The organism is Mesorhizobium sp. CNPSo 4684, from assembly GCF_057784315.1.
In genome coordinates, this window is the sequence record NZ_JBWLUX010000026.1 from 13,740 (window position 1) to 33,596 (window position 19,857).

The 19,857-nt window shown below is 63.7% G+C and carries 25 protein-coding genes; 12 read left to right on the forward strand and 13 right to left on the reverse strand.

Annotation, left to right across the window (positions count from 1 at the left end; translation table 11 throughout):
- Positions 1-4: 4 nt before the first annotated feature.
- From AC04SG_RS22790 to AC04SG_RS22805, 4 genes are all read right to left on the reverse strand, one after another.
- A complete protein-coding gene (locus AC04SG_RS22790; protein ID WP_488552889.1) occupies positions 5-496 on the reverse strand; it encodes an SRPBCC family protein in 492 nt (163 codons plus the stop codon).
- Positions 497-535: 39 nt separating this feature from the next.
- Positions 536-985 (reverse strand): SRPBCC family protein, encoded by a 450-nt coding sequence (locus AC04SG_RS22795; protein WP_181060619.1) that lies wholly within the window; start codon positions 983-985, stop codon positions 536-538.
- Complete coding sequence (locus AC04SG_RS22800; protein ID WP_488552890.1) at positions 982-1,296, reverse strand: ArsR/SmtB family transcription factor; 315 nt, start codon at positions 1,294-1,296, stop codon at positions 982-984. The genes AC04SG_RS22795 and AC04SG_RS22800 overlap by 4 nt, the downstream gene beginning before the upstream one ends.
- 86 nt (positions 1,297-1,382) lie before the next feature.
- Positions 1,383-1,808, reverse strand: a complete 426-nt coding sequence (locus tag AC04SG_RS22805; RefSeq protein WP_488552891.1) for a GNAT family N-acetyltransferase — start codon at positions 1,806-1,808, stop codon at positions 1,383-1,385.
- Between the two features lie 153 nt (positions 1,809-1,961).
- On the opposite strand from AC04SG_RS22805, the gene leuD reads away from it, so the two are divergent.
- The 6 genes from leuD to AC04SG_RS22835 all read left to right on the forward strand — a co-directional run bounded on the left by leuD (position 1,962) and on the right by AC04SG_RS22835 (position 6,257).
- Positions 1,962-2,567, forward strand: coding sequence for a 3-isopropylmalate dehydratase small subunit (gene leuD, locus AC04SG_RS22810; protein WP_112560146.1), 606 nt, complete (start codon positions 1,962-1,964; stop codon positions 2,565-2,567).
- 67 nt (positions 2,568-2,634) lie between these two features.
- A complete protein-coding gene (locus AC04SG_RS22815) occupies positions 2,635-3,558 on the forward strand; it encodes an Ivy family c-type lysozyme inhibitor (RefSeq protein WP_488552892.1) in 924 nt (307 codons plus the stop codon).
- Positions 3,559-3,842: 284 nt separating this feature from the next.
- Entirely contained in the window at positions 3,843-4,226 is a 384-nt protein-coding gene (locus tag AC04SG_RS22820) for a RidA family protein (RefSeq protein WP_112560144.1), read from the forward strand.
- A 13-nt stretch (positions 4,227-4,239) separates the two neighbouring features.
- Positions 4,240-4,590, forward strand: a complete 351-nt coding sequence (locus AC04SG_RS22825) for a VOC family protein (RefSeq protein WP_352586415.1) — start codon at positions 4,240-4,242, stop codon at positions 4,588-4,590.
- Positions 4,591-4,669: 79 nt separating this feature from the next.
- Complete coding sequence (leuB, locus tag AC04SG_RS22830; protein ID WP_488552893.1) at positions 4,670-5,773, forward strand: 3-isopropylmalate dehydrogenase; 1,104 nt, start codon at positions 4,670-4,672, stop codon at positions 5,771-5,773.
- Between the two features lie 4 nt (positions 5,774-5,777).
- A complete protein-coding gene (locus AC04SG_RS22835; protein WP_488552894.1) occupies positions 5,778-6,257 on the forward strand; it encodes a GNAT family N-acetyltransferase in 480 nt (159 codons plus the stop codon).
- Here the strand turns inward: AC04SG_RS22835 and AC04SG_RS22840 are convergent.
- Both AC04SG_RS22840 and AC04SG_RS22845 read right to left on the reverse strand, forming a co-directional pair.
- Entirely contained in the window at positions 6,254-6,961 is a 708-nt protein-coding gene (locus tag AC04SG_RS22840; protein ID WP_488552895.1) for a DUF805 domain-containing protein, read from the reverse strand. The genes AC04SG_RS22835 and AC04SG_RS22840 overlap by 4 nt on opposite strands.
- Positions 6,962-7,270: 309 nt before the next feature.
- The gene (locus tag AC04SG_RS22845; protein WP_488552896.1) at positions 7,271-9,106 is read right to left on the reverse strand and encodes a DEAD/DEAH box helicase; all 1,836 of its coding nucleotides are present in this window, start codon (positions 9,104-9,106) and stop codon (positions 7,271-7,273) included.
- A 660-nt stretch (positions 9,107-9,766) separates the two neighbouring features.
- Here AC04SG_RS22845 and AC04SG_RS22850 point away from each other — a divergent pair.
- Both AC04SG_RS22850 and AC04SG_RS22855 read left to right on the forward strand, forming a co-directional pair.
- Positions 9,767-10,801, forward strand: coding sequence for an aspartate-semialdehyde dehydrogenase (locus AC04SG_RS22850; protein ID WP_352586420.1), 1,035 nt, complete (start codon positions 9,767-9,769; stop codon positions 10,799-10,801).
- A gap of 217 nt (positions 10,802-11,018) precedes the next feature.
- Entirely contained in the window at positions 11,019-11,450 is a 432-nt protein-coding gene (locus AC04SG_RS22855) for a GNAT family N-acetyltransferase (RefSeq protein WP_488552897.1), read from the forward strand.
- 3 nt (positions 11,451-11,453) lie between these two features.
- On the opposite strand, the gene AC04SG_RS22860 is transcribed toward AC04SG_RS22855, so the two are convergent.
- Positions 11,454-11,861 (reverse strand): ACT domain-containing protein, encoded by a 408-nt coding sequence (locus tag AC04SG_RS22860; protein WP_488552898.1) that lies wholly within the window; start codon positions 11,859-11,861, stop codon positions 11,454-11,456.
- 259 nt (positions 11,862-12,120) lie between these two features.
- Between AC04SG_RS22860 and AC04SG_RS22865 the strand changes: the two genes are divergently transcribed.
- From AC04SG_RS22865 to AC04SG_RS22875, 3 genes are all read left to right on the forward strand, one after another.
- Positions 12,121-12,531: a DoxX family protein gene (locus AC04SG_RS22865; RefSeq protein WP_488552899.1), complete on the forward strand. Its 411-nt coding sequence runs from the start codon at positions 12,121-12,123 to the stop codon at positions 12,529-12,531.
- Between the two features lie 19 nt (positions 12,532-12,550).
- The gene (locus AC04SG_RS22870) at positions 12,551-13,078 is read left to right on the forward strand and encodes an SRPBCC family protein (RefSeq protein WP_192251325.1); all 528 of its coding nucleotides are present in this window, start codon (positions 12,551-12,553) and stop codon (positions 13,076-13,078) included.
- A gap of 152 nt (positions 13,079-13,230) precedes the next feature.
- A complete protein-coding gene (locus tag AC04SG_RS22875; protein WP_488552900.1) occupies positions 13,231-13,494 on the forward strand; it encodes a YMGG-like glycine zipper-containing protein in 264 nt (87 codons plus the stop codon).
- Between the two features lie 68 nt (positions 13,495-13,562).
- Here the strand turns inward: AC04SG_RS22875 and rpsP are convergent, their stop codons facing one another.
- The 5 genes from rpsP to AC04SG_RS22900 form a co-directional block, all read right to left on the reverse strand.
- Positions 13,563-13,964 carry a 30S ribosomal protein S16 gene (gene rpsP / locus AC04SG_RS22880; protein ID WP_112560130.1) on the reverse strand — a complete coding sequence of 134 codons (402 nt, stop codon included), beginning with the start codon at positions 13,962-13,964 and terminating at the stop codon, positions 13,563-13,565.
- A 105-nt stretch (positions 13,965-14,069) separates the two neighbouring features.
- A complete protein-coding gene (locus AC04SG_RS22885) occupies positions 14,070-14,396 on the reverse strand; it encodes a chorismate mutase (protein ID WP_112560129.1) in 327 nt (108 codons plus the stop codon).
- A 7-nt stretch (positions 14,397-14,403) separates the two neighbouring features.
- Positions 14,404-16,011: a signal recognition particle protein gene (gene ffh / locus AC04SG_RS22890; protein WP_488552901.1), complete on the reverse strand. Its 1,608-nt coding sequence runs from the start codon at positions 16,009-16,011 to the stop codon at positions 14,404-14,406.
- A 309-nt stretch (positions 16,012-16,320) separates the two neighbouring features.
- A complete protein-coding gene (locus AC04SG_RS22895) occupies positions 16,321-17,280 on the reverse strand; it encodes a CPBP family intramembrane glutamic endopeptidase (RefSeq protein WP_488552902.1) in 960 nt (319 codons plus the stop codon).
- A gap of 186 nt (positions 17,281-17,466) precedes the next feature.
- Complete coding sequence (locus tag AC04SG_RS22900; protein WP_488552903.1) at positions 17,467-17,871, reverse strand: hypothetical protein; 405 nt, start codon at positions 17,869-17,871, stop codon at positions 17,467-17,469.
- 242 nt (positions 17,872-18,113) lie between these two features.
- Between AC04SG_RS22900 and AC04SG_RS22905 the strand changes: the two genes are divergently transcribed.
- Positions 18,114-18,485, forward strand: coding sequence for a hypothetical protein (locus tag AC04SG_RS22905; RefSeq protein WP_488552904.1), 372 nt, complete (start codon positions 18,114-18,116; stop codon positions 18,483-18,485).
- Positions 18,486-18,550: 65 nt separating this feature from the next.
- Here the strand turns inward: AC04SG_RS22905 and AC04SG_RS22910 are convergent, their stop codons facing one another.
- A complete protein-coding gene (locus AC04SG_RS22910) occupies positions 18,551-19,747 on the reverse strand; it encodes a GGDEF domain-containing protein (protein WP_488552905.1) in 1,197 nt (398 codons plus the stop codon).
- Between the last annotated feature and the right edge of the window lie 110 nt (positions 19,748-19,857).

Below are 19,857 nucleotides of genomic sequence, written 5' to 3' on the forward strand. Positions count from 1 at the left end.
GCCTCTATGCCGCCGGCTCCCCCGTCTCGACATAGGCCTGCAGCCACCCCAGCACCCGGCCCCAATCCTCGGCATGTTCAGCCGCCGCGTCGGTCAACCCGGCAAAGCCGCCATGGCAGATGGTGAGGCGTGTGCCTCCGGCTATCGGTTCCAGCAGGTAGGCAACCGTCGTTTGCCGCCGGCCAAGTGTCGGATGGTCCCAGTCATGGGCCCGCGTCTGCACGATCCGGCGCGGCGCCTGAATCTCGAGGAACTCGCCGCCGGCGGGATGGTCCTCGCCAGCAATGGTCCTGGCGATGACTTGCCACCGGCCGCCGACGCGCAAGTCGGCCGTCCAATCGACCATCCGGTAGCTTTCGCAAGAGCCCCACCAACGCTCGACTTCATCCGTAATCAGCGCGTGGAAGACGCGCTCCGGTGGCGCTACGATCTCGGCGCTTGCCATGATCGTCTCGCCATTGGTCATGCTTTGCGCCACCACTGGGCCGTGCATCATGGCAACCTCCCTACGCGATTGTTTCGTTGTCGAAACGAGTTAAGCCGCCTTTGATGCCGGGCGCGACAGGCCCTTGCCGGTTTCGAGCAGGCTCTTCAGGCTCGACAGCACCAGCGGCCAGCCATTGCCGACATGTTCCAGAAGACGGTGCGGACCGTCCGCAGCATGGGTGACGGCGAGCTTCATCATGTCGCCTTCCTGTTCGATGACGAAGGTGCAATGCGTGTAACCATCGGCCTTCACGTCCGGCATGAACTCGTTGCGCCATTTGATGACCAGACGCCTCGGCGGATCGACATCGACAATCTCGCCGCTGTCGGTGACGCGGCCGTCGGGATAGACCATCTTCCATGCCGAGCCTTTCTTCCAGTCGCTCTGCATCTGGGCGCCGAGGAAATATTGCAGGTGGAATTCCGGTTCGGTCAGCGCCTCCCAGAGCTTCTCGGGCGTGGTGCGGATATAGGTCACATAGACGAAGGCATTGCTCATGGCTCTTCCCTTTCGAGGCGCTTCTTCAAGTCGCTGAGGGCGGTCAGCCGTCCTCGTTCGAATTTGCCGATCCAGCGTTCGGCGATCTCGTTGATGGGAACGGGATTCAGGTAGTGCTCCTTTTCACGTCCGTTGCGGACGGTGGTGATGAGGTTCGCCTCTTCCAGGATCACCAGATGCTTGGTCACAGCCTGGCGCGTCATATCCGCCCGCTCGCACAGCGCGTTCAGCGTCTGCCCGTTCCTGTGATGGAGGCTATCCAGCAATTGCCGGCGTGTCGGGTCGGCGAGGGCGCGAAAGACGGCATCCATGCTCATTCATTTAATATGCAACCAAATGGTTGCGTGTCAAGAGGAGATGTCACAGCGAAGCGACCGCCTCGTTTGGTTGGCCGGCGTCAGCGCTTGCGGGAGAACCAGAAGGCGTCGGGCATGCGCATCATGCCGATGCGCTCGTAGACGCCGACAGCGTCGGGCATCGAGATCAGGCTGATGGCAACCGATGGCCCAAGCTGTCGGCGGGCCTCGTCCATCAGGCCTTTGCCGATGCCAAGCCCTTGCGCCGATTGGGATACGGCAAGCTCTGAAATGTAGCACACCCAGGAAAAGTCGGTGATGGCGCGGGCCACGCCAATCAGTGGTCGGCCTTCGACATCGAGCCGCGCCGTCAGCACCAGGTTCGCTCCGGAAAGCATCGCCTGCAGCCGGGCTTCGTCGTCGACAGGACGCGTCTCGCCGAGCGTGGATTCGACCAGCACGCGGCGGAACTCGGCAACGTCGAGCTCCGGCTCGCTGGCATAGATTATCTTTGAGGGTGGGGTCATGAGCGCAAGGTGCACCAGCGGCGGCCGGTTTTGAAGATGGTGCCGCGCCGATCTTTCGATCCAGGCACGCACGAACAGTTGCCTTTTATTTGCCAGCAGCTTTGTGTAAACGGTGCGTCAGCAATCTCCCGCAACGAAATACGGGCAAAAGCCATGGACAAATTCACCAAGCTCACCGGCGTCGCCGCCCCCATGCCGATCGTCAATGTCGACACCGACATGATCATCCCCAAGGATTATCTCAAGACGATCAAGCGCACCGGACTCGGCAGCGGCCTGTTCGCCGAAATGCGCTACAAGGACGACGGCTCGGAAAACCCGGATTTCGTGCTCAACAAGCCGGCCTACCGCAAGGCGCAGATCCTGGTCGCCGGCGATAATTTCGGCTGCGGTTCGAGCCGTGAACACGCGCCGTGGGCGCTGCTCGATTTCGGCATACGCTGCGTCATCTCGACCTCGTTCGCCGATATTTTCTACAACAACTGCTTCAAGAACGGCATTTTGCCGATCACCGTCAGCCCGGAAGATCTGGAGAAGCTGATGGACGACGCCTCGCGCGGCTCCAATGCGACGGTGTCGGTCGATCTCGAAGCCAAGGAAATCCGCGGGCCGGACGGCGGCGTGGTCAAATTCGATCTCGACGACTTCAAGCGCCATTGCTTGCTGAACGGCCTCGACGATATCGGCCTGACCATGGAAAAGGCCGGCGCCATCGCCTCGTTCGAGAAGAAGAACGCCGCCGAGCGCCCCTGGGCCTGAACGATCTGGACGGATAGCCCGGCCGTTGCCAGCCGGGCCTGTGGCGGCTGAACGGAGGGGACCAGTCATGACACGTTTGCTTCTTGCCGGCGCCTGCGCGTTGGCGTGGATGCTGATGCCGATCGCTGGCGCGCATGCACAGACCGACACGGTGCTGGTGCCGGCTGAAGATCCGTCCGGCGAGGCCGCCGACCCGGGCGCGTCGAGCAATACGGCCCTGGCCGGCGATGACAACCAAGGGCCGATCCCGTTCGAGGGTGGGCAGCTGACCATCACCCAGCAGGAAGAGTATGGCGAGAAGGTGCTGGCCTATGACGGCAAGCAGCTGGCCAGCAACTACGACGTGTTCTTCGACAAGGTGGTCAAGGTCGGCGGCGTCAACGTGGCGCTGGTCAATGTCGGCGATGGCGGCAACCAGTGCGGCCCGGCCACGGTGATCGTCTGGAAGCCGGAAGGCGGCGAGATCCAGAGCCTTACTGTCGAGCAGGACGAATGCGGCGCGCCGCCGGCGGCGGTGGCCGATAATGCGATCTATTTCGTGCCCTATCTGTTGCCGGGCGCTGAGCAGCAGGCGCTGCAATGGTCGCCCAGCGAAGGGCTGACGATTTCAGGCGACCTGACATATGCGCCCGAGCCCGGCACCGACTGGAAAGATGTCGATCCGTCCAAGTACCAGAACATCATCGACGCCTTCCACAACGAGGCCGTCTACAAGGCGGCGAAGACGCTGCTTGGCGACACCATGCCCGACATGGCGACCAGCCTGCTGGTCGGCGGCGGCACCGAAAAGACGGCGTCCGGCGCCTTCTATGCCACCGGCTGCGTGCCGCATGATTGCGGCGGCAGCGATGGTTTCATGGCCGTCGATCCGGTCAAGCACACGCTCTACTTCGCCCGCCGCGGCGACAATGGCGAGCCGCAGGCCTGGCCCGACGTGAAGACCTGGCCGGCGGATATCAAGGGAGCGATGGACAAGGCGCAGGGGAACTAGTGTTTCGCGACTGTCAGCGCAAGGACCGCTACGCCGCGATCCTTCCCACCCCCCTCTGCCCTGCCGGGCATCTCCCCCGCAAGGGGGGGAGATCAGCCGTCACGACTGCCTTCGCCAATCAACACGCAAGAATAGGCGCGGCGCAGAAGCTGCCAATCTCCCTCCTTGCGGGGGAGATGGCCGGCAGGCCAGAGGGGGGGTGCTGTCCCGCCGACATGAAACATCTTGGCCCATGACCAGCCCCCTATCTGCCTGCTAGATGAACCGACCAACGAGGAGGCCCCATGCGCAAACTCATCTCCACCGGGTCGCCCTTCGAGAAAACCGCCGGCTATTCGCGTGCGGTGGTGCAGGGCGACTGGTGTTTCGTGTCGGGAACCACCGGCTACGACTATGCGACGATGACCATGCCGGAGACGGTCGAGGCGCAGACGCGCAATTGTCTCGCCACCATCGCCAAGGCGCTTCGGGACGGCGGCTTCGAGATGGCCGATGTGGTGCGGGCGCATTATTACATCACCGACCAGGCTTTCGTGGATGTCGTCTTCCCGATCCTCGGCGAGGCATTCGGCGACATCCGCCCGGCGGCGACGATGATCGTGTGCCAGCTCAACAAGCCTGAGATGAAGATCGAGATCGAAGTCACGGCGCTGCGGCACACGGCATGAGGAGGCCAAAGCCATGACGGTCCGGCGCATCGTCGCCAATATCGGGACGCAGGACGCGGCAGCGGCGAAACGCTTCTATCAGGACGTGCTTGGCCTCGATGTGCTGATGGATCAGGGCTGGATCGTCACCTACGGTTCCGACGAACGGATGCAGGTGCAGATCAGCTTCATGGCTCAAGGCGGCTCGGGCACGCCGGTGCCGGACCTCTCCATTGAGGTCGATGATGTCGAAGCGGCGCTCGATGCCATGAAGGCCGCCGGCTTCGCCATAGAATACGGCCCGGCCGACGAGCCTTGGGGCGTGCGGCGCTTTTATGTGCGCGATCCGTTCGGCAGATTGGTCAATATTCTCTCGCATCGGTGATTGCGCTTCCAGGCTTGCATGCAGCCCGCTTGGCGTTTAGCAAGGCCGCGGTTCTCCAAACAGTGTCGGGACGGTTCTGATGGCTTCGAAAAATCTTCTCCTGCTCGCCGGCGACGGCATCGGCCCCGAGGCGATGGCCGAGGTGAAGAAACTGATCGCGGCCATGAACGCCAAGCTGGGCAGCGGTTTTATCACCGATGAAGGCCTGGTCGGCGGCTGCGCCTACGATGCGCATGGCGCGGCGATTTCCGATGCCGACATGGCAAAGGCGATGGCGGCGGACGCGGTACTGTTCGGCGCCGTCGGCGGACCGAAATGGGACAAGGTGCCTTATGAGGTGCGCCCCGAGGCCGGGCTTTTGCGGCTGCGCAAGGACATGGAGCTGTTCGCCAATCTTCGCCCGGCCATCTGCTATCCGGCGCTTGCCGCCTCGTCTTCGCTGAAGCAGGAGGTGGTCGAAGGCCTCGATATCCTGATCGTGCGCGAGCTCACCGGCGGCGTCTATTTCGGCGAGCCGAAGCAGATCATCGATCTCGGCAACGGCCAGAAGCGCGGCATCGACACCCAGGTCTACGACACGTTCGAGATCGAGCGCATTTCCGGCGTCGCTTTCGAGCTCGCGCGGACCCGCCGCAACCATGTGACATCCATGGAAAAGCGCAACGTGATGAAATCCGGCGTGCTGTGGAACGAGGTCGTCACCCAGACCCACAAGGCCAGATACGCCGACGTCAAGCTCGACCACATGCTGGCCGATGCCGGCGGCATGCAGCTGGTGCGCTGGCCAAAACAATTCGACGTCATCGTCACCGACAATCTGTTCGGCGACATGCTGTCCGACATCGCCGCAATGCTGACGGGCTCGATCGGCATGCTGCCGTCGGCCTCGCTCGGCGCGCCCGATGTGAAGACCAAGAAGCGCAAGGCGCTGTACGAGCCGGTGCACGGTTCGGCGCCCGATATTGCCGGCCAGGGCATCGCCAATCCGATCGCCATGATCGCGTCCTTCGCCATGTGCCTGCGCTATTCCTTCGGCATGGTCGCCGAGGCAGACAAGCTCGAAGGCGCGATCGCTGCCGTGCTCGATGACGGCCTGCGCACCAAGGACATACTGTCCGAAGGCATGACCGAGGTCGGTACGGTCGAGATGGGCGATGCGATCATCGCCAAGTTCCTCGGCTGATCCTGTGGCGGTCGACGTCCGCTGGGCGACGACCGACGATGCCGAAGCGCTTGCGACCATACTTTGCGAGATGGCGGCGCACTACCGGCAGGCGCCGCTCGATCATGGCCGGGCAAAGGCCACGGCGCGTAAATGGCTCGGCGATGAAAGCCCGGCCTATCCGCATTTCGCGCTGGCCTTCGCGGACGGCAAGGTTGCGGGCCTCGCCTCGGTGGCGATCGCCCATCCCGGCATCGATCTCGAACGACTGATGTTCCTGAAAGACCTGTTTGTGCGCGAGGATGCCCGCAACGCCGGCACCGGACGGGCGCTGCTCAGCTTTCTCGCCGGCCATTGCCTCAGGGAAGGAATCGGCCGCATAGACCTGACCACCGAAGACTGGAACGAGGGCGCGTTGCGTTTCTACGACCGGCTCGGAGCCGAACGGCACGGGCGGAAGGTGTTTCTCAGGCTGTCCGGTGATGCGCTAAGAAGAACTCTCTAAACCCTGACACCGTGCGGCACAGGCCCCCACTGGTTTTCGTGGCCCTGGGTCGGGATCAGTCCGAACACGATGATGGCCAGGGTGCCGAAGGTCGGCACGAGAATCAGCAGGACGAGCCAGCCGGTGAGGCCGATATCGTGCAGCCGGCGCACGATGAGCCCCAGCCAGGGCAGGAACGTCGCCAGCACAAACAGGCCCCAGACGCCGACCATCATGATCGGCCCGTTGCCGTCATTGAAATTGCCTATCATCTGGTCGGCGAGGGCGCCGACCAGACCGACCAGGATGAAGCTGACGGTCCAGAACAGGCAGTAGGCCCAGAATTCCTTGCGGCGGGCGCGCTCGGCGAAATTGATGTAATTGCGCGTCACGCCTCGCCAGAAATAACCCGGCAGTCCGCTATCGCGGACCGCGCCGTCGTCAGCCAGGCGGCCGAAATGCTGCGGCGCGGCTGAAGCGGCAGCGGGTTTGGGCGGCGCGGCGCTTGTCGCTGGAGCAGTGGTGGCTTGTCCGGCGGCCTGGGCGCGGATCGAGAAAACGTCGCGCGCCTGGCCGCTCGCGGGCAGGAACTCGACCACGGCGCCCTTGGCAATCACCGTATCGCGGCGCAGATCTTCGCGCGCGAAGGTGTAGCGGTTGCCGTCCGCCCCGGTGATGAATCCGAAGCCCTGGGCCTCGTCATAATGAAGAACTTCACCACGCATTTAGCCTCACCCCCGTGTTGGCGTAGACTGTTCAAAGTTGCGGCGGATCGCAAGGGGGTGGACGAAGTGAAGGGCAAACGATCAGGTAGCTTCATCCTGCCGCCGTCAGCGCTGCCCCTCACCTGCCTGCCGGCATCCTCTCCCCGTATAGTGACGGGGAGAGGGGCGCTGTCATCGATGATTTCGCCAATCGGCAGCGTTGCAGGAGTTAGCGCTGTGAGTGGTGCAGGCCCTTTCTCCCCGTCACTATACGGGGAGAAATGCCCAGCAGGGCAATGAGGGGCGGCGCTAGCCTTCGCTGAGAAAACGTCAGCCCGGCCGCTTCTTCGGCTTCTTGTTCTTCGGCGGTCCGGCCTTGTCGAATTTTGGCTTCCCGGCCCACGGCTTTGCGTCGCCGGCGGGGCGCTTCTCGAATTTCGGCTTGTGCGCAGTTTGCGGCGCCTCGAACGGGCGCTTGCCGCGATGCGGCTTCTTGTCGGGCTTGGGCGCCTGGTAGCCGGCGCGCGACAGGTCGGGCGTGCCGTCCAGGCGCTTCACAACGATGTTGCCCTGCAGCTTTTTGTCAGGGCCGATGGCGGCGAGGAAGCGGTCGGCCCAATCGGCCGCAATCTGCACGAAGGTTTCTTCCTGCTGCATCTTGATGGCGCCGATTTCGCGCTTGGAGATGTTGCCGGTGCGGCACAGCATCGGGATCAGCCAGCGCGGCTCGGCGTTCTGCCGCCGTCCAATCGACAGCGAGAACCAGACGCTGTCGCCGAAATCGTCGCGGCGGCTGGGCGCCTCGTCCCGGCGTTCGAACTTTTCGCCCGCCGGTTTTCCACGCGATGGCGTGAACGGCGCTACGTCCATGAGATCCTCGGGCGCCGAGCGGCTGGCGCGGCACTGGCGCACGAAAGCGGCTGCCACCTGTTCGGCGCCGTGCTTGGCCAGAAGCGCGTCGATGAAGCCGCGCTCGTCATCGGCCACCGGCTCGTCGAAAGCCGGATCGGCAAGGATCCGCTCGTCGTCGCGCTTGATGACGTCGTCGGCGGAGGGCGGGCTCGCCCAAGTCGCCTTAAGCCCGGCATTCTGCAGCAGCCGCTCGGTGCGCTTGCGGGCGCCGTTGGGCACGATCAGCGCGCTGACGCCCTTGCGTCCGGCACGACCGGTGCGGCCGCTGCGGTGCAGCAGCGTTTCCGGATTGGTCGGCAAATCCGCGTGGATGACCAGTTCGAGATTGGGCAGGTCGATGCCGCGCGCGGCGACATCCGTTGCGATGCAGACCCTGGCGCGGCCGTCGCGCATCGCCTGCAGCGCGTGGCTGCGCTCGTTCTGGCTGAGCTCACCCGACAGCGCCACGACGGAAAAATTGCGGTTGTTGAAGCGCGCGGTCAGATGGTTGACGGCGGCGCGGGTGTTGCAGAACACCAGCGCGTTCTTCGCCTCGTAGAAGCGCAGCACATTGATGATGGCGTTCTCGCGGTCGGGGTAGGCGACATTCAGCGCCCGGTACTCGATGTCGAGATGCTGCTTTTCCTCGCCTCCGGCCGAGATGCGCACGGCATCGCGCTGATAGCCCTGCGCCAGCGTGGCGATCGAGCGCGGCACGGTGGCCGAAAACATCAGCGTGCGACGCTGGGCAGGTGCTGCGTCGAGGATGAATTCGAGGTCTTCGCGAAAGCCGAGATCGAGCATCTCGTCGGCTTCGTCCAGAACCACGGCCTTCAGCGCCGACATGTCGAGCGAATTGCGCGTGATGTGGTCGCGCAGCCGGCCGGGCGTGCCGACTACGATATGGGCACCACGCTCCAGCACGCGCCGTTCGGAGCGCATATCCATGCCGCCGACGCAGGAGGCGACGGTCGCGCCGGTCGGCGCATAGAGCCATTGCAGCTCGCGCGTGACTTGCAAGGCGAGCTCGCGGGTCGGCGCCACCGCCAATGCCAAAGGCACGCCAGCCGGGCCAAAGCGCTCGGCGCCTCCAAGCAGCGTCGGCGCCAATGCCAGGCCGAAGGCGACGGTCTTGCCGGAGCCGGTCTGCGCCGACACCAGAGCGTCGGCCTCGCCCAGCTCCAGCACCGCCTTCTGCACCGGCGTCAGCTCGACATAGCCACGTTTTTCCAGCGCCTCTGCCAGCGCAGGAACGATACCTTCGAAATTGGACATGTTACTCTTTCGGAATTCGGCCGCCTACGGGCGGCAACGCCGGCTCATGCACACGCCAGCCCAAGCATTTCTCGGGCGTTCCTACTTCCTGCGGCCGGCATTGTACAGAGCAGGCGGCACAGCGCTGTCGATTGGCGAAATCGTTGGCTCGAGCGCCCCTCTCCCCGTCACTATACGGGGAGAGGATGCCGGCAGGCAGGTGAGGGGCAGCGCCAACGCTGATGAGTAAGCCGGGGAGCAAGGCTTCAGGCCCTTACTTCCGGATAAGCTAGCCGTCGAAGTCAGCGCCGCCCCTCATCCGCCCTTCGGGCACCTTCTCCCCGTAGAGTGACGGGGAGAAGGGACGGTCGCGCCAATTGACTCCTGACGCAAACCGCGTAAAAGCCGGCATCGAACGGGATCATTTTCGATGCGCGGCCTTCTGATGGCGCTTCTTGCATTCGACTTCCCCGGCCACGTCAGTGGGGCCGGGCGCGTTCGCGCGTCTTACCGTTCAACCAAAACCGCATTCTTGGCCGATAAAACTGGCAAAACCACCACCAAAACGGTGTGATTCCCTTGGCCTAACCACCCTCTCCCGGGTCCGGCCCGGGGGACGGAACCCGCATTGGCCGGCGGGTTTTCTCCAAAAACCAAGCGGAGAGGGACAGGAGATTTCGAATGAGTTTCAAGGTTGCAGTAGTCGGCGCCACGGGCAATGTGGGCCGCGAAATGCTCAACATTCTGGAAGAGCGCGGCTTTCCGGTAAGCGAAGTGGTGGCACTGGCCTCGCGGCGCAGCCAGGGCACCGAAGTGTCGTTCGGCGACCGTACGCTGAAGGTCAAGACGCTCGACCAGTATGATTTTTCCGACACCGACATCTGCATCATGTCGGCAGGCGGCACCGTCTCCAAGGAATGGTCGCCGAAGATCGGCAAGCAGGGCTGCGTCGTCATCGATAATTCGTCGGCGTTCCGCTACGACCAGGACGTGCCGCTGATCGTGCCGGAAGTGAACCCGGACGCGATCTCGCTGTTTTCGCGCAAGAACATCATCGCCAACCCGAACTGCTCGACGGCGCAGCTGGTCGTGGCGCTGAAGCCGCTGCATGACTTCGCCACCATCAAGCGCGTCGTCGTCGCCACCTACCAGTCGGTGTCCGGCGCCGGCAAGGAAGGCATGGACGAGCTGTTCACGCAGACGCGCGCGGTCTTCGTCGCTGACCAGGTCGACGTCAAGAAGTTCACCAAGCGCATCGCCTTCAACGTCATTCCGCATATCGACGTCTTCCTCGATGACGGCTTCACCAAGGAAGAGTGGAAGATGGTTGCCGAGACCAAGAAGATGCTCGACCCCAAGATCAAGCTGACGGCGACCTGCGTGCGCGTGCCGGTGTTCATCGGCCATTCGGAAGCCGTCAACATCGAGTTTGAAAAGCCGATCACCGCCGACGAGGCGCGCGACATCCTGCGCGAGGCGCCGGGATGCCAGGTCTTGGACAAGCGCGAGGATGGCGGCTACATCACGCCGCTCGAATCGGCCGGCGAGGACGCCACCTTCATCTCGCGCATCCGCGAGGATTCGACCATCGACAACGGCCTGTCGATGTGGATCGTCGCCGACAATCTGCGCAAGGGCGCGGCGCTCAATGCGGTGCAGATCGCCGAACTGCTGGTCGAGCGCGGCCTGATCCAGCCGAAGAAGAAGGCGGCCTGACGGCGGTCTAGTTTTCGCTCTCGGGCCGTATCGCCGCTGCCGCGGCGGGCCCTCCGCGGGGGCGCTGGAAAGCCGGCGGCCCGCAGTTGCGGGCTCGGCCTTCGGCCGGAAGCATACTTTCTCCCCGTCACTATACGGGGAGAAGGTGCCGGCAGGCGGATGAGGGGCAGCACGGGCCTTTGTTGAGAAACGCCTTTTGAACGACCACGCTAAAGTCATGCTGCGCCCCGCCACCGGCTCTGACGCTGCATCCATCGCCCGGCTCTTGCGAGTAGCCCTCGGTTCATTCGACTGGATGCCGGTCGTCCATACGCCGGCCGAGGACCTTGTCTTCATCCGCGATATCGTTCTGCCCCAGCAGCAGGTCACAGTCGCCGAGGCCGGCGAGAACATCGTCGGCTTCATTGCCGTGAGCGGCGATTGGGTGGAACAGCTCTATCTCGACCCGGCCTGGACGGGACAAGGCATCGGCAGCCGGTTGCTGGTGCAGGCGACCGCGTCGCTGCGGATCGTGAAACTGCATTGCTTCCAGGCCAACACCGGCGCCCGGCGCTTCTACGAGCGCCACGGTTTTCGCGCCGAAGCGTTCGGCGACGGCACCACCAATGAGGAAGGCCTGCCGGATATTCTCTACGTCCGCCGCTTGTGAAGCTCAGCCGGCGCTGTCCTTGGCCAACTGGCGCAGCAGCTCCATCGCTTCGTCGGCCCGGTCGGCCGGCACGAACAGATGGTCGTGATAGAAAGCCGAGACCGGATTGACGCCCATGCCGGCGGCGGCCAGGCGGGCGGTGATGGCGGCGAGGAAACCGACGGCGTCCAGCGACGAATGGACGTTCAGCGTGATCATCCGGCAGCGGAACGAAGCGGCCAGCCCTGCGGCACGGGCTGCATCCTCGGTGAGGATCAACGTCAGGCCTTCGCGCTCGCGAAACACCATCACCGAATCGAGGCCTTCCGGCTGCGCAGCGCCGGGCGCCAAGGTGACGAACACATAAACGCCTGGCAGCAATTGCGGCGTCATCGCCGCCAGCAGCTTTTTCAGATCGGTCCCGCCCGTCATTCGCTCGTCTCTCGCCCAGCCCATCAATAGCCGTCACTGGCGAACGCCGATAGTCTGAGCGGCACACGTTCCGTGATCTAAAGATGGAAGGACAGCACTCCCTCTGCCTGCCGGGCAGGCGATGGAAAGAATCGGCGGAAAAACAAGACCTTGCCGTCCTTCAGATCAAAAAGAATCCCTGTCCTGTAGGATCGCTGCCTCATGCAGCGTCCTTGGTTCGAAGCCAGCAAACGGCTCAAATCACCTAGGAGGGAGCAGCATGAGCACTTCTCAAACCACGCCCGTCTCGTCGGGCAGCTTGTGGACCGGCCGCGTGCTCAGCGGTCTCATCATCCTGTTCATGATCTTCGACGGCGTCATCAAGCTGCCGCCGCTCGATGTCGTCACCCAGACCATGGTGCCGCTTGGCTGGCCGACCGATGTCAATGTCGCGCGTATGCTCGGCATCATCGGGCTAATCTCGACGGCGCTCTACGCGCTGCCGCGCACCTCGGTGCTCGGCGCCATCCTGCTCACCGGCTATCTCGGCGGCGCCATCGCCACCAATATGCGCGTCGGCAGCCCGCTGTTCTCGCATACGCTGTTCGGTGTCTATCTCGGCATCATCCTGTGGAGCGGCCTGTATCTGCGCGACCCACGAGTGCGTGCCCTGATCCCGTTCAGCCGCTAAGCACGAGGGAGAGAAAAAGATGCTCACCACCATCCTTATCGTCCTGGTCGTATTGATCGCCGCGTTGCTGATCTATGCCGCGACACGGCCGGCCGGGTTCACCGTCAGCCGCTCGACCAGCATCAAGGCGCCACCCGAGGCTATCTTTCCGTTGATCAACGATTTCAGGTGCTGGACCGTCTGGTCGCCCTACGAAAAGCTCGACCCGGACATGAAGCGTACGCTGTCCGGCACTGATGCCGGCAGGGGCGCCGCCTATGCCTGGGAAGGCAACAGCAAAGCCGGCATCGGCCGCATGGAAATCACCAACTCGGTGCCGTCGTCGCTGGTGGCGCTGAAGCTCGACTTCGAAAAGCCGTTCAAGGCCAACAACACCGTCGACTTCACCCTGAAGCCGGCCGGCAACGAAACGTCCGTCACCTGGGCCATGCATGGCCGCTACCCCTTCATCGCCAGGCTCATGGGCGTATTCATGAATTTCGACAGGCTGGTCGGCAAGGATTTCGAGGCCGGGCTCGCCAGTTTGAAAAAGGCAGCTGAGAAGTAAAACCTCAGGAATTTCAATCGGCTCTGCGGCGATCAATACGAATATGACCGGCGCAAATACCGCGATCTCCCACCTCTTCGGGATCAAATTAGCCGTTTGGGAGTTTAAATCATGGCGGCGAGGACGGCGATCCGCGTGAGAGAGGAACGACAATGAAAAATGCGATTATCATTCTGGTGCTGGCGACCGCGCTCGGCGCGTGCTCGCAAACCGAAAAGGGTGCCGCAGTCGGTGGCCTCGGCGGCGCGGCGGTTGGCGCGGCGGTCGCAAACGATCCGGTTGAGGGTGCCGTCGTCGGTGGTGCCGTTGGCGCCGTGGCCGGCGCGCTGATCGGCCATGCCAGCGAGAGCGGCCAGTGCCGTTATCGCGACCGTTATGGGCGCACCTACATCGCCCGTTGCCCGCAAGGCTATTGAGCGGACGCTGATCCAAGCAAAACGGCGGGCCTAGGCCCGCCGTTTTCTTAAAGCGATGAAGCGAACGCTTACTCGGCGGTGGCGGCTTCCGCCTCGGCCGGGGCCGCGGCAGCGGCGGCAACGGCCGCAGCTGCGTCTTCCTGCGCCTTCTTCAGCAGAGCGGCGCGTTCCTGCGCCTTCTTGCCCGGCTCGGCCTTCTTCGGGTTGGAGCGGGCTTCGCGCTTGAGCAGGCCGGCCTCGTCGAGGAAGCGCAGCACGCGGTCGGTCGGCTGGGCGCCGTGCGACAGCCAATGCTTGACGCGGTCGGCGTCGACCTTGACGCGCTCGCCATCCTTCGGCAGCAGCGGGTTCCACGAGCCGATTGACTCGATGAACCGGCCGTCGCGTGGCGAACGGGCGTCGGCGATGACGACATGGTAGTAAGGACGCTTCTTCGAGCCCGCACGGGCCAGTCTGATCTTCAGTGCCATTTCATTTCTCCTAAAAGCTCTGATTTCATTGATAGGGTGTGGCTGTTGTCTTGTGCAGGTCGTTATCCCAAAACCGCTGCGCACTTGTGGGCGACATGCACTTACTTAGCCGGCTTTGCTTGCGCCGTTGGACGCGGCGATCTGCTCATGATGGCGGATCACTTCGCGGACGACGAAGTTGAGGAATTTTTCCGCGAAATCGGGGTCGAGATGGGCATCCTTCGCCAGCTGGCGAAGGCGGGTGATCTGCTGCTGCTCACGCGCCGGGTCGGCCGGCGGCAGGCCATGCTCGGCCTTCAGAACGCCGACCGCCTTGGTGCAGCGGAAGCGCTCGGCCAGCATGTGGATGAGGGCGGCATCGATGTTGTCGATCGAAGCGCGATAACCGGCCAGGATGATCCGGGCGTCGGCCATGTCCTTTTCTTCGTTCATAGCGTCCTCACTTCTTCTTCCCAAGCCCGGGCAGTCCGCCGCCGCCGAGGCCGGGAAGCCCCGGAAGTTTCATGCCACCAGGCAGACCCGGCAGGCCACCGCCGCCAGGAAGGCCACTGGGCAGGCCCTTCATGCCGCCAAGGCCAGCGGCCTGCGCCTGCTTCTGCAAGGCTTCGAGCTGCTTAGGGTCCATCTTGGAGAGGTCCGGCATGCCGCCACCCATCATACCCCCGGGGCCACCAGGCATCATGCCGCCGAGGCCCATCTTGGAGGCCAGGCCGCCCATCATGCCGCGCATCAGGCCGCCGCCTTTGCCCTTGCCGCCCATCGCCTTCATCATGTCGGCCATACCGCGATGCATCTTCAAGAGCTTGTTGATTTCGGCGGCGTCGGTGCCGGAACCGGCGGCAATGCGCTTCTTGCGCGAATGTTTCAAAATATCGGGATTGGCGCGCTCGGCCTTGGTCATCGACGAGATGATGGCGAGTTGGCGGCCGAACATCTTGTCGTCGAGGCCGGCGGCGGCCATCTGGTCTTTCATCTTGCCCATGCCGGGCATCATGCCCATGATGCCGCCCATGCCGCCCATTTTCGACATTTGCTGAAGCTGGCCGGCAAGGTCGTTCAGGTCGAACTTACCCGACTGCATCTTCTTGGCCATCGCCGCCGCCTGCTCGGCGTCGATGTTTTCAGCAGCCTTTTCGACCAGCGAAACGATGTCGCCCATGCCGAGGATGCGGTCGGCGATGCGCTTGGGGTGGAATTCCTCCAGCCCGTCCATCTTTTCGCCGGTGCCGATCAGCTTGATCGGCTTGCCGGTGACGGCGCGCATCGAAAGGGCGGCACCGCCACGGCCGTCGCCATCCATGCGGGTCAGCACCAGGCCGGTTATGCCGACGCGCTCGTCGAAGCTCTTGGCCAGGTTGACGGCGTCCTGGCCGGTCAGCGAATCCGCGACCAGCAGGATCTCGTGCGGGCTCGACACCTTCTTGATGTCGGCCATCTCGACCATCAGCGGCTCGTCAATGTGGGTACGGCCGGCGGTGTCGAGGATGACGACGTCATGGCCGCCGAGCTTGGCCGCCTGCACGGCGCGCCGTGCGATGTCGACCGGGTTCTGGCCTGATATGACCGGCAGCGTCGCCACCTTGACCTGCTCGCCGAGCTGGCGGAGCTGCTCTTGTGCTGCGGGCCGCCGCGTGTCGAGCGAGGCCATCAGGACCTTCTTGTTCTGGCGCTCGGTCAGCCGCTTGGCGATCTTGGCCGAAGTCGTCGTCTTGCCGGAGCCCTGCAGGCCGACCATCATGATGACGACGGGGGCCGGCGCATTGAGGTCGACGGCGACGCCTTCGGCGCCCAGCATGTCGACCAGCTCGTCATGGACGATCTTGACGACCATCTGTCCGGGCTTGATCGACTTGACGACCGCGGCGCCGACGGCCTTCTCGCGCACCTTGTCGGTGAAGGAGCGCACCACTTCCAGCGCCACGTCCGCCTCGAGCAGCGCACGGCGCACCTCGCGCAGCGCTGCCGAGACATCAGCCTCCGACAGTGCGCCGCGGCCGGTCAGGCCGTTCAAAATGGAGCCAAGGCGCTCCTGAAGTGATTCAAACATTCTGTTTCCTTTTCTCAGGCACCCGGATGATGCCCGAGAGGTAATGCGTTCGCGCCAGGTGTCCAAGCAAAAGAGCTTGTCCAAACAAAAGCCCGGGCAAGCGCAAAGCCAAAAAGCACCCGGGGGCGCTCAGCGCTGCCGGGTGTTGGCCTCCAGGATCTGTTTACAGCACCCACCTCAAAGAGGTTTTGGCGTCCTGGTCGGCTTGCTCGGAGAGATACTCGTCGCGGAATTCGGGGGGTGTAGACAGGAAATCGGCGGAAGAGTCAAGACTTGGGCGGCTTACCGGGTCTCTGCGCCGATCCTGGCTCAGTTCACCCTGGCTGCATCCCGAAGGTCTGTCGTGACCTTCAGCGGCGAGCGCGGGTGCAGGAGCAGCAGGATCGTCAGCAAGGTGCAGACGATGCCGATCGCGGCGATGATGACCGCATCCGTCGTCGTCCAGTCGGGGCCTTCCAGCGGCTTGGCGTTGAACAGGGCGAAGGAATTGTAGCTCTGCTGGTGCGAGATCAGCAGGAAACCGGTGAGATTGTTGCCGAGATGGGCACCGAAGGCGGCGCCGAGATTGCCGGTGACATAGACCACCAGCGTCAACAGCAGGGCGAAGGCGGCGATCGAGGCCAGCACGCAGGCGTTGATGGCGAGGCTCGAATCCGGGCTCCAATGCAAGGAGGTGAACAGCAAGGCGGGCAGCAGTGCCCAGACGTACGGGCTCTCGAAGCGCCTGGCCAGGCCGCGCAGCAGATAGCCGCGAAACAGCATCTCCTCGGACGAAGTCTGCAGCAGCGTCAGCGCCACGATCGGAACCAGGAACAGCAGCCAGGTCGAGAGGCTGATCGCGCCGCGCGCGATCTCAGGCTGCAGGCAATAGAGCAGGACTTCGGAGAGCGCCGAGGTGATCAGCACCGCGATCAGGCCCTTGACGAAGCCGGGCCAGGAGACGCGACGGCTGGCGCCAAGAAGCGCGGTCAGCGGCTCGCCATGGACGAAACGCATGGCGAGCCACAGGCCGAGCCAGATACCGGCAAACGAGGTGAGCGCGGTGAGTATCCCGATGGGCGAGGCTAGAAAACCCTGTAGCGGCCCGCGCGGATCGCCCGGCAATACATGCCAGATGATAGCGAGATAGGTGCCGCCAAGCACCACCACCAAAGTGATCGCCACCCAAAACAGGACGACGATGGCCGTACCGATTATCAGGCGCGGCAGGTTGGTCTTTTCGGTAGCCGTGTTGCGATAGCGCTCGAAGGCGATTGGATCTGATATCACGCGAATTCCTCCGCCGAACGCATCGGGTCGCATGATCTAGGGGATCGGCGTCTTGCGCGCAATTGCTCCCTCATTCCTGCCGGCAGGACGATATACGAAACATTTATGGGATCGCCGAAAGCCGCTATTGCCGACGGGATCTGCCGTTCGCAAGCCGCCTCACCTGAAATATCCGCGCATCCGGGGTCAGCGTTTGCAGGTCACCGGCGTCTTCCCACCCTTCATCACCAGCGCCTCGCGTCCGTCGATCACGATTGCGTCATGGGCCGCGCCATACCGGCTGTTCTGGTTGGCGGGGGAGGCCGGCAGATCCTCGGCGGTGCCGTCGGGGCTGAGCACGTGCAGCGATGTGCCGAGATTCTCGATGGTGATCCTGCCGCCACCGGCGCAATTGTAGGTCGCGGTGCGCGGTTGCGGCGCGGCCGTTTCGACTGCGATGGGGGCAGCGGTCACAGGTGCGCCGGGGGCCATCGAGACGGCGGGAGCGGCAGCACTTGCGGCCTTCGGCGCGTTGTTTTGCGGCACACAGGCAGCTGCGCTCAGCAAGGCAACAAGCGCAAGCGTTATCCGATAGGCCCGGCGTAACGCCATATGGTTGTCCTCCGCGCGGCAAACTAGCCGCGATGCTGCGCCAGGATCAAGCTCACCGGGCGTTCCAATTTCCAGTCGATGGTGCGGTCAAGCATGGCCGAAAGATGGCCGGCGGGTTTTCCAACCCGTCGGATATTAACCATGTTTGACGAGAGATCGCCGTTGGATGCACCTGCCCTCTTAACAAAGGTTAATAAAAGGTTAATTTCCGATTCGAACGGGTCCAGAGCAGAGAGGACACCATGCTTTCGAATTCAGGAGGAACGCGCCTTGCGGCGCTTGTGCTGGCCGTGACCGCTGTCGGTTTCGCTGCCCCGGCAATGGCCTGGTCGCGTCATCATGACCGCGTCTATGCCGATTCTTTCGGCAATCTCGTCATCGACAGCGCCGCCGGCTACAAGCGCATCATCGTCGGCGAGGGCAGACTGGCCAAGAAATTGTCCGACTACACCGGCGCCGGCCAGCCGGAAGCAGAACCGGAAGTCCTTTATGAAGATGAGGCAGATCACATCTCCGGACGTGGCTGCTATCAGCCGCCGGTGTTCGTGAAGGGCCGCTCCTATATGTACGGCCTCTCCGACGGCGAGATGCCCAACCTCAGCCCTTGCCGCTAGACCAAATGGTCGGCCTTTGTGGCCGGCTGTCGTACGATGGTTAGCCCGTGAAACGGCGAGGCGTTCTAGCTGGCGCTGCCTGTATCCGGGATGAACACCGTTTCGGCCCGCTCATAGGACAGCCGCACGCTGTCGCGGCCGTTCTTCTTGGCCTTGTAGAGCGCCTCGTCGGCACGCCGCATCAGCGGCTCCAGCCCTTCGTCGCCGGTGCGCGCCGCGACGCCGAAGCTCGCGGTCACTCTTGTGCCCGGCGGCAACCCGTCGACGCTGCCGGCCGAATAGTGCGTGCGCACGGCCTCGGCAAACAGCCGCGCCGTGGCAAGGTCGCTCAGCGACAAGAGCACGGCGAACTCCTCGCCACCGATGCGCCCGGCAACGGCGCGCGCGCCGGCGGCGGCACGGAGCTTGGCAGCGAAGTCGGCGATCACCTGGTCGCCCGCGGCGTGTCCGTACCTGTCGTTGAGCGCCTTGAAGTGATCGAGATCGGCCAGCACCAGTGCGACCGGCATCTTGGCGACGGCGCAGTGTTGCAGCACCAGCAAGGCGCGCTCCTCAAACCCCCTGCGATTGAGCAGGCCGGACAGCGGGTCGGTATGCGTCTCGGTCTTCAGCGCCTTCATGACGTCGAGTGCTGCGGCCGAGAACAGGCAGAGCGCGATCAGCAGCGACAGCAGCGCGTGCGTCAGCAGTGCCGTCGTCCAGTAGGACGAGCCATAAAACCCGTCATAGCTGGTGAAGGGCCCGTGCGAGATGACGACGAGCAGCGTCCGGCCGATGAAGTTCAACCCCGACAGCAGCGACAGCACGAAAAGGATCTTTTCGGTCGGGCCATTGTCGCGCACGGCGCGCAGCTCGGCGGCGACCAGCAGACTAAGTCCGCCAAAACCGAAATTCATGGACAGGATGCGCCAGGTGAGGTCCGGCTCCACGAACAAGAACCAGCAAAACGCAGCCAGCCCGCCACCTGCCAGAATGCCGATCGCGACGTAGGGCACGCGCCTGCCGTAGCGCGCGATGATCGCGCCGACGAGGCAGCACGCGGCGAAGGTGAAGCAGAGGTTGGAGGCGAGCTTGGTCAGCACCATGCCGACGGGCAAGGTAAAATACTGCAGCAGGAAGCCGGGCGCGGATACGCAATAGCTTACGCCGAGCACCGCCAGATAGGGCCGGTGGCGCTGGTAGAACCATAGCACGAGAAACGCCGCGCCGAGCGCCAGCGCGATCGTCGGATTGAGCAGCGCTATGAGCAGACCGGTGTCCAAAGGACGGTGACTTCCCCGCGTGACGTCAGGGAAGACCATAGAGCGCAAGCCCCAACAAGCGGTTAAGCCAGAGCGAATATGCGGGCAGAGCGGATGAAAAAAGGCCCCGG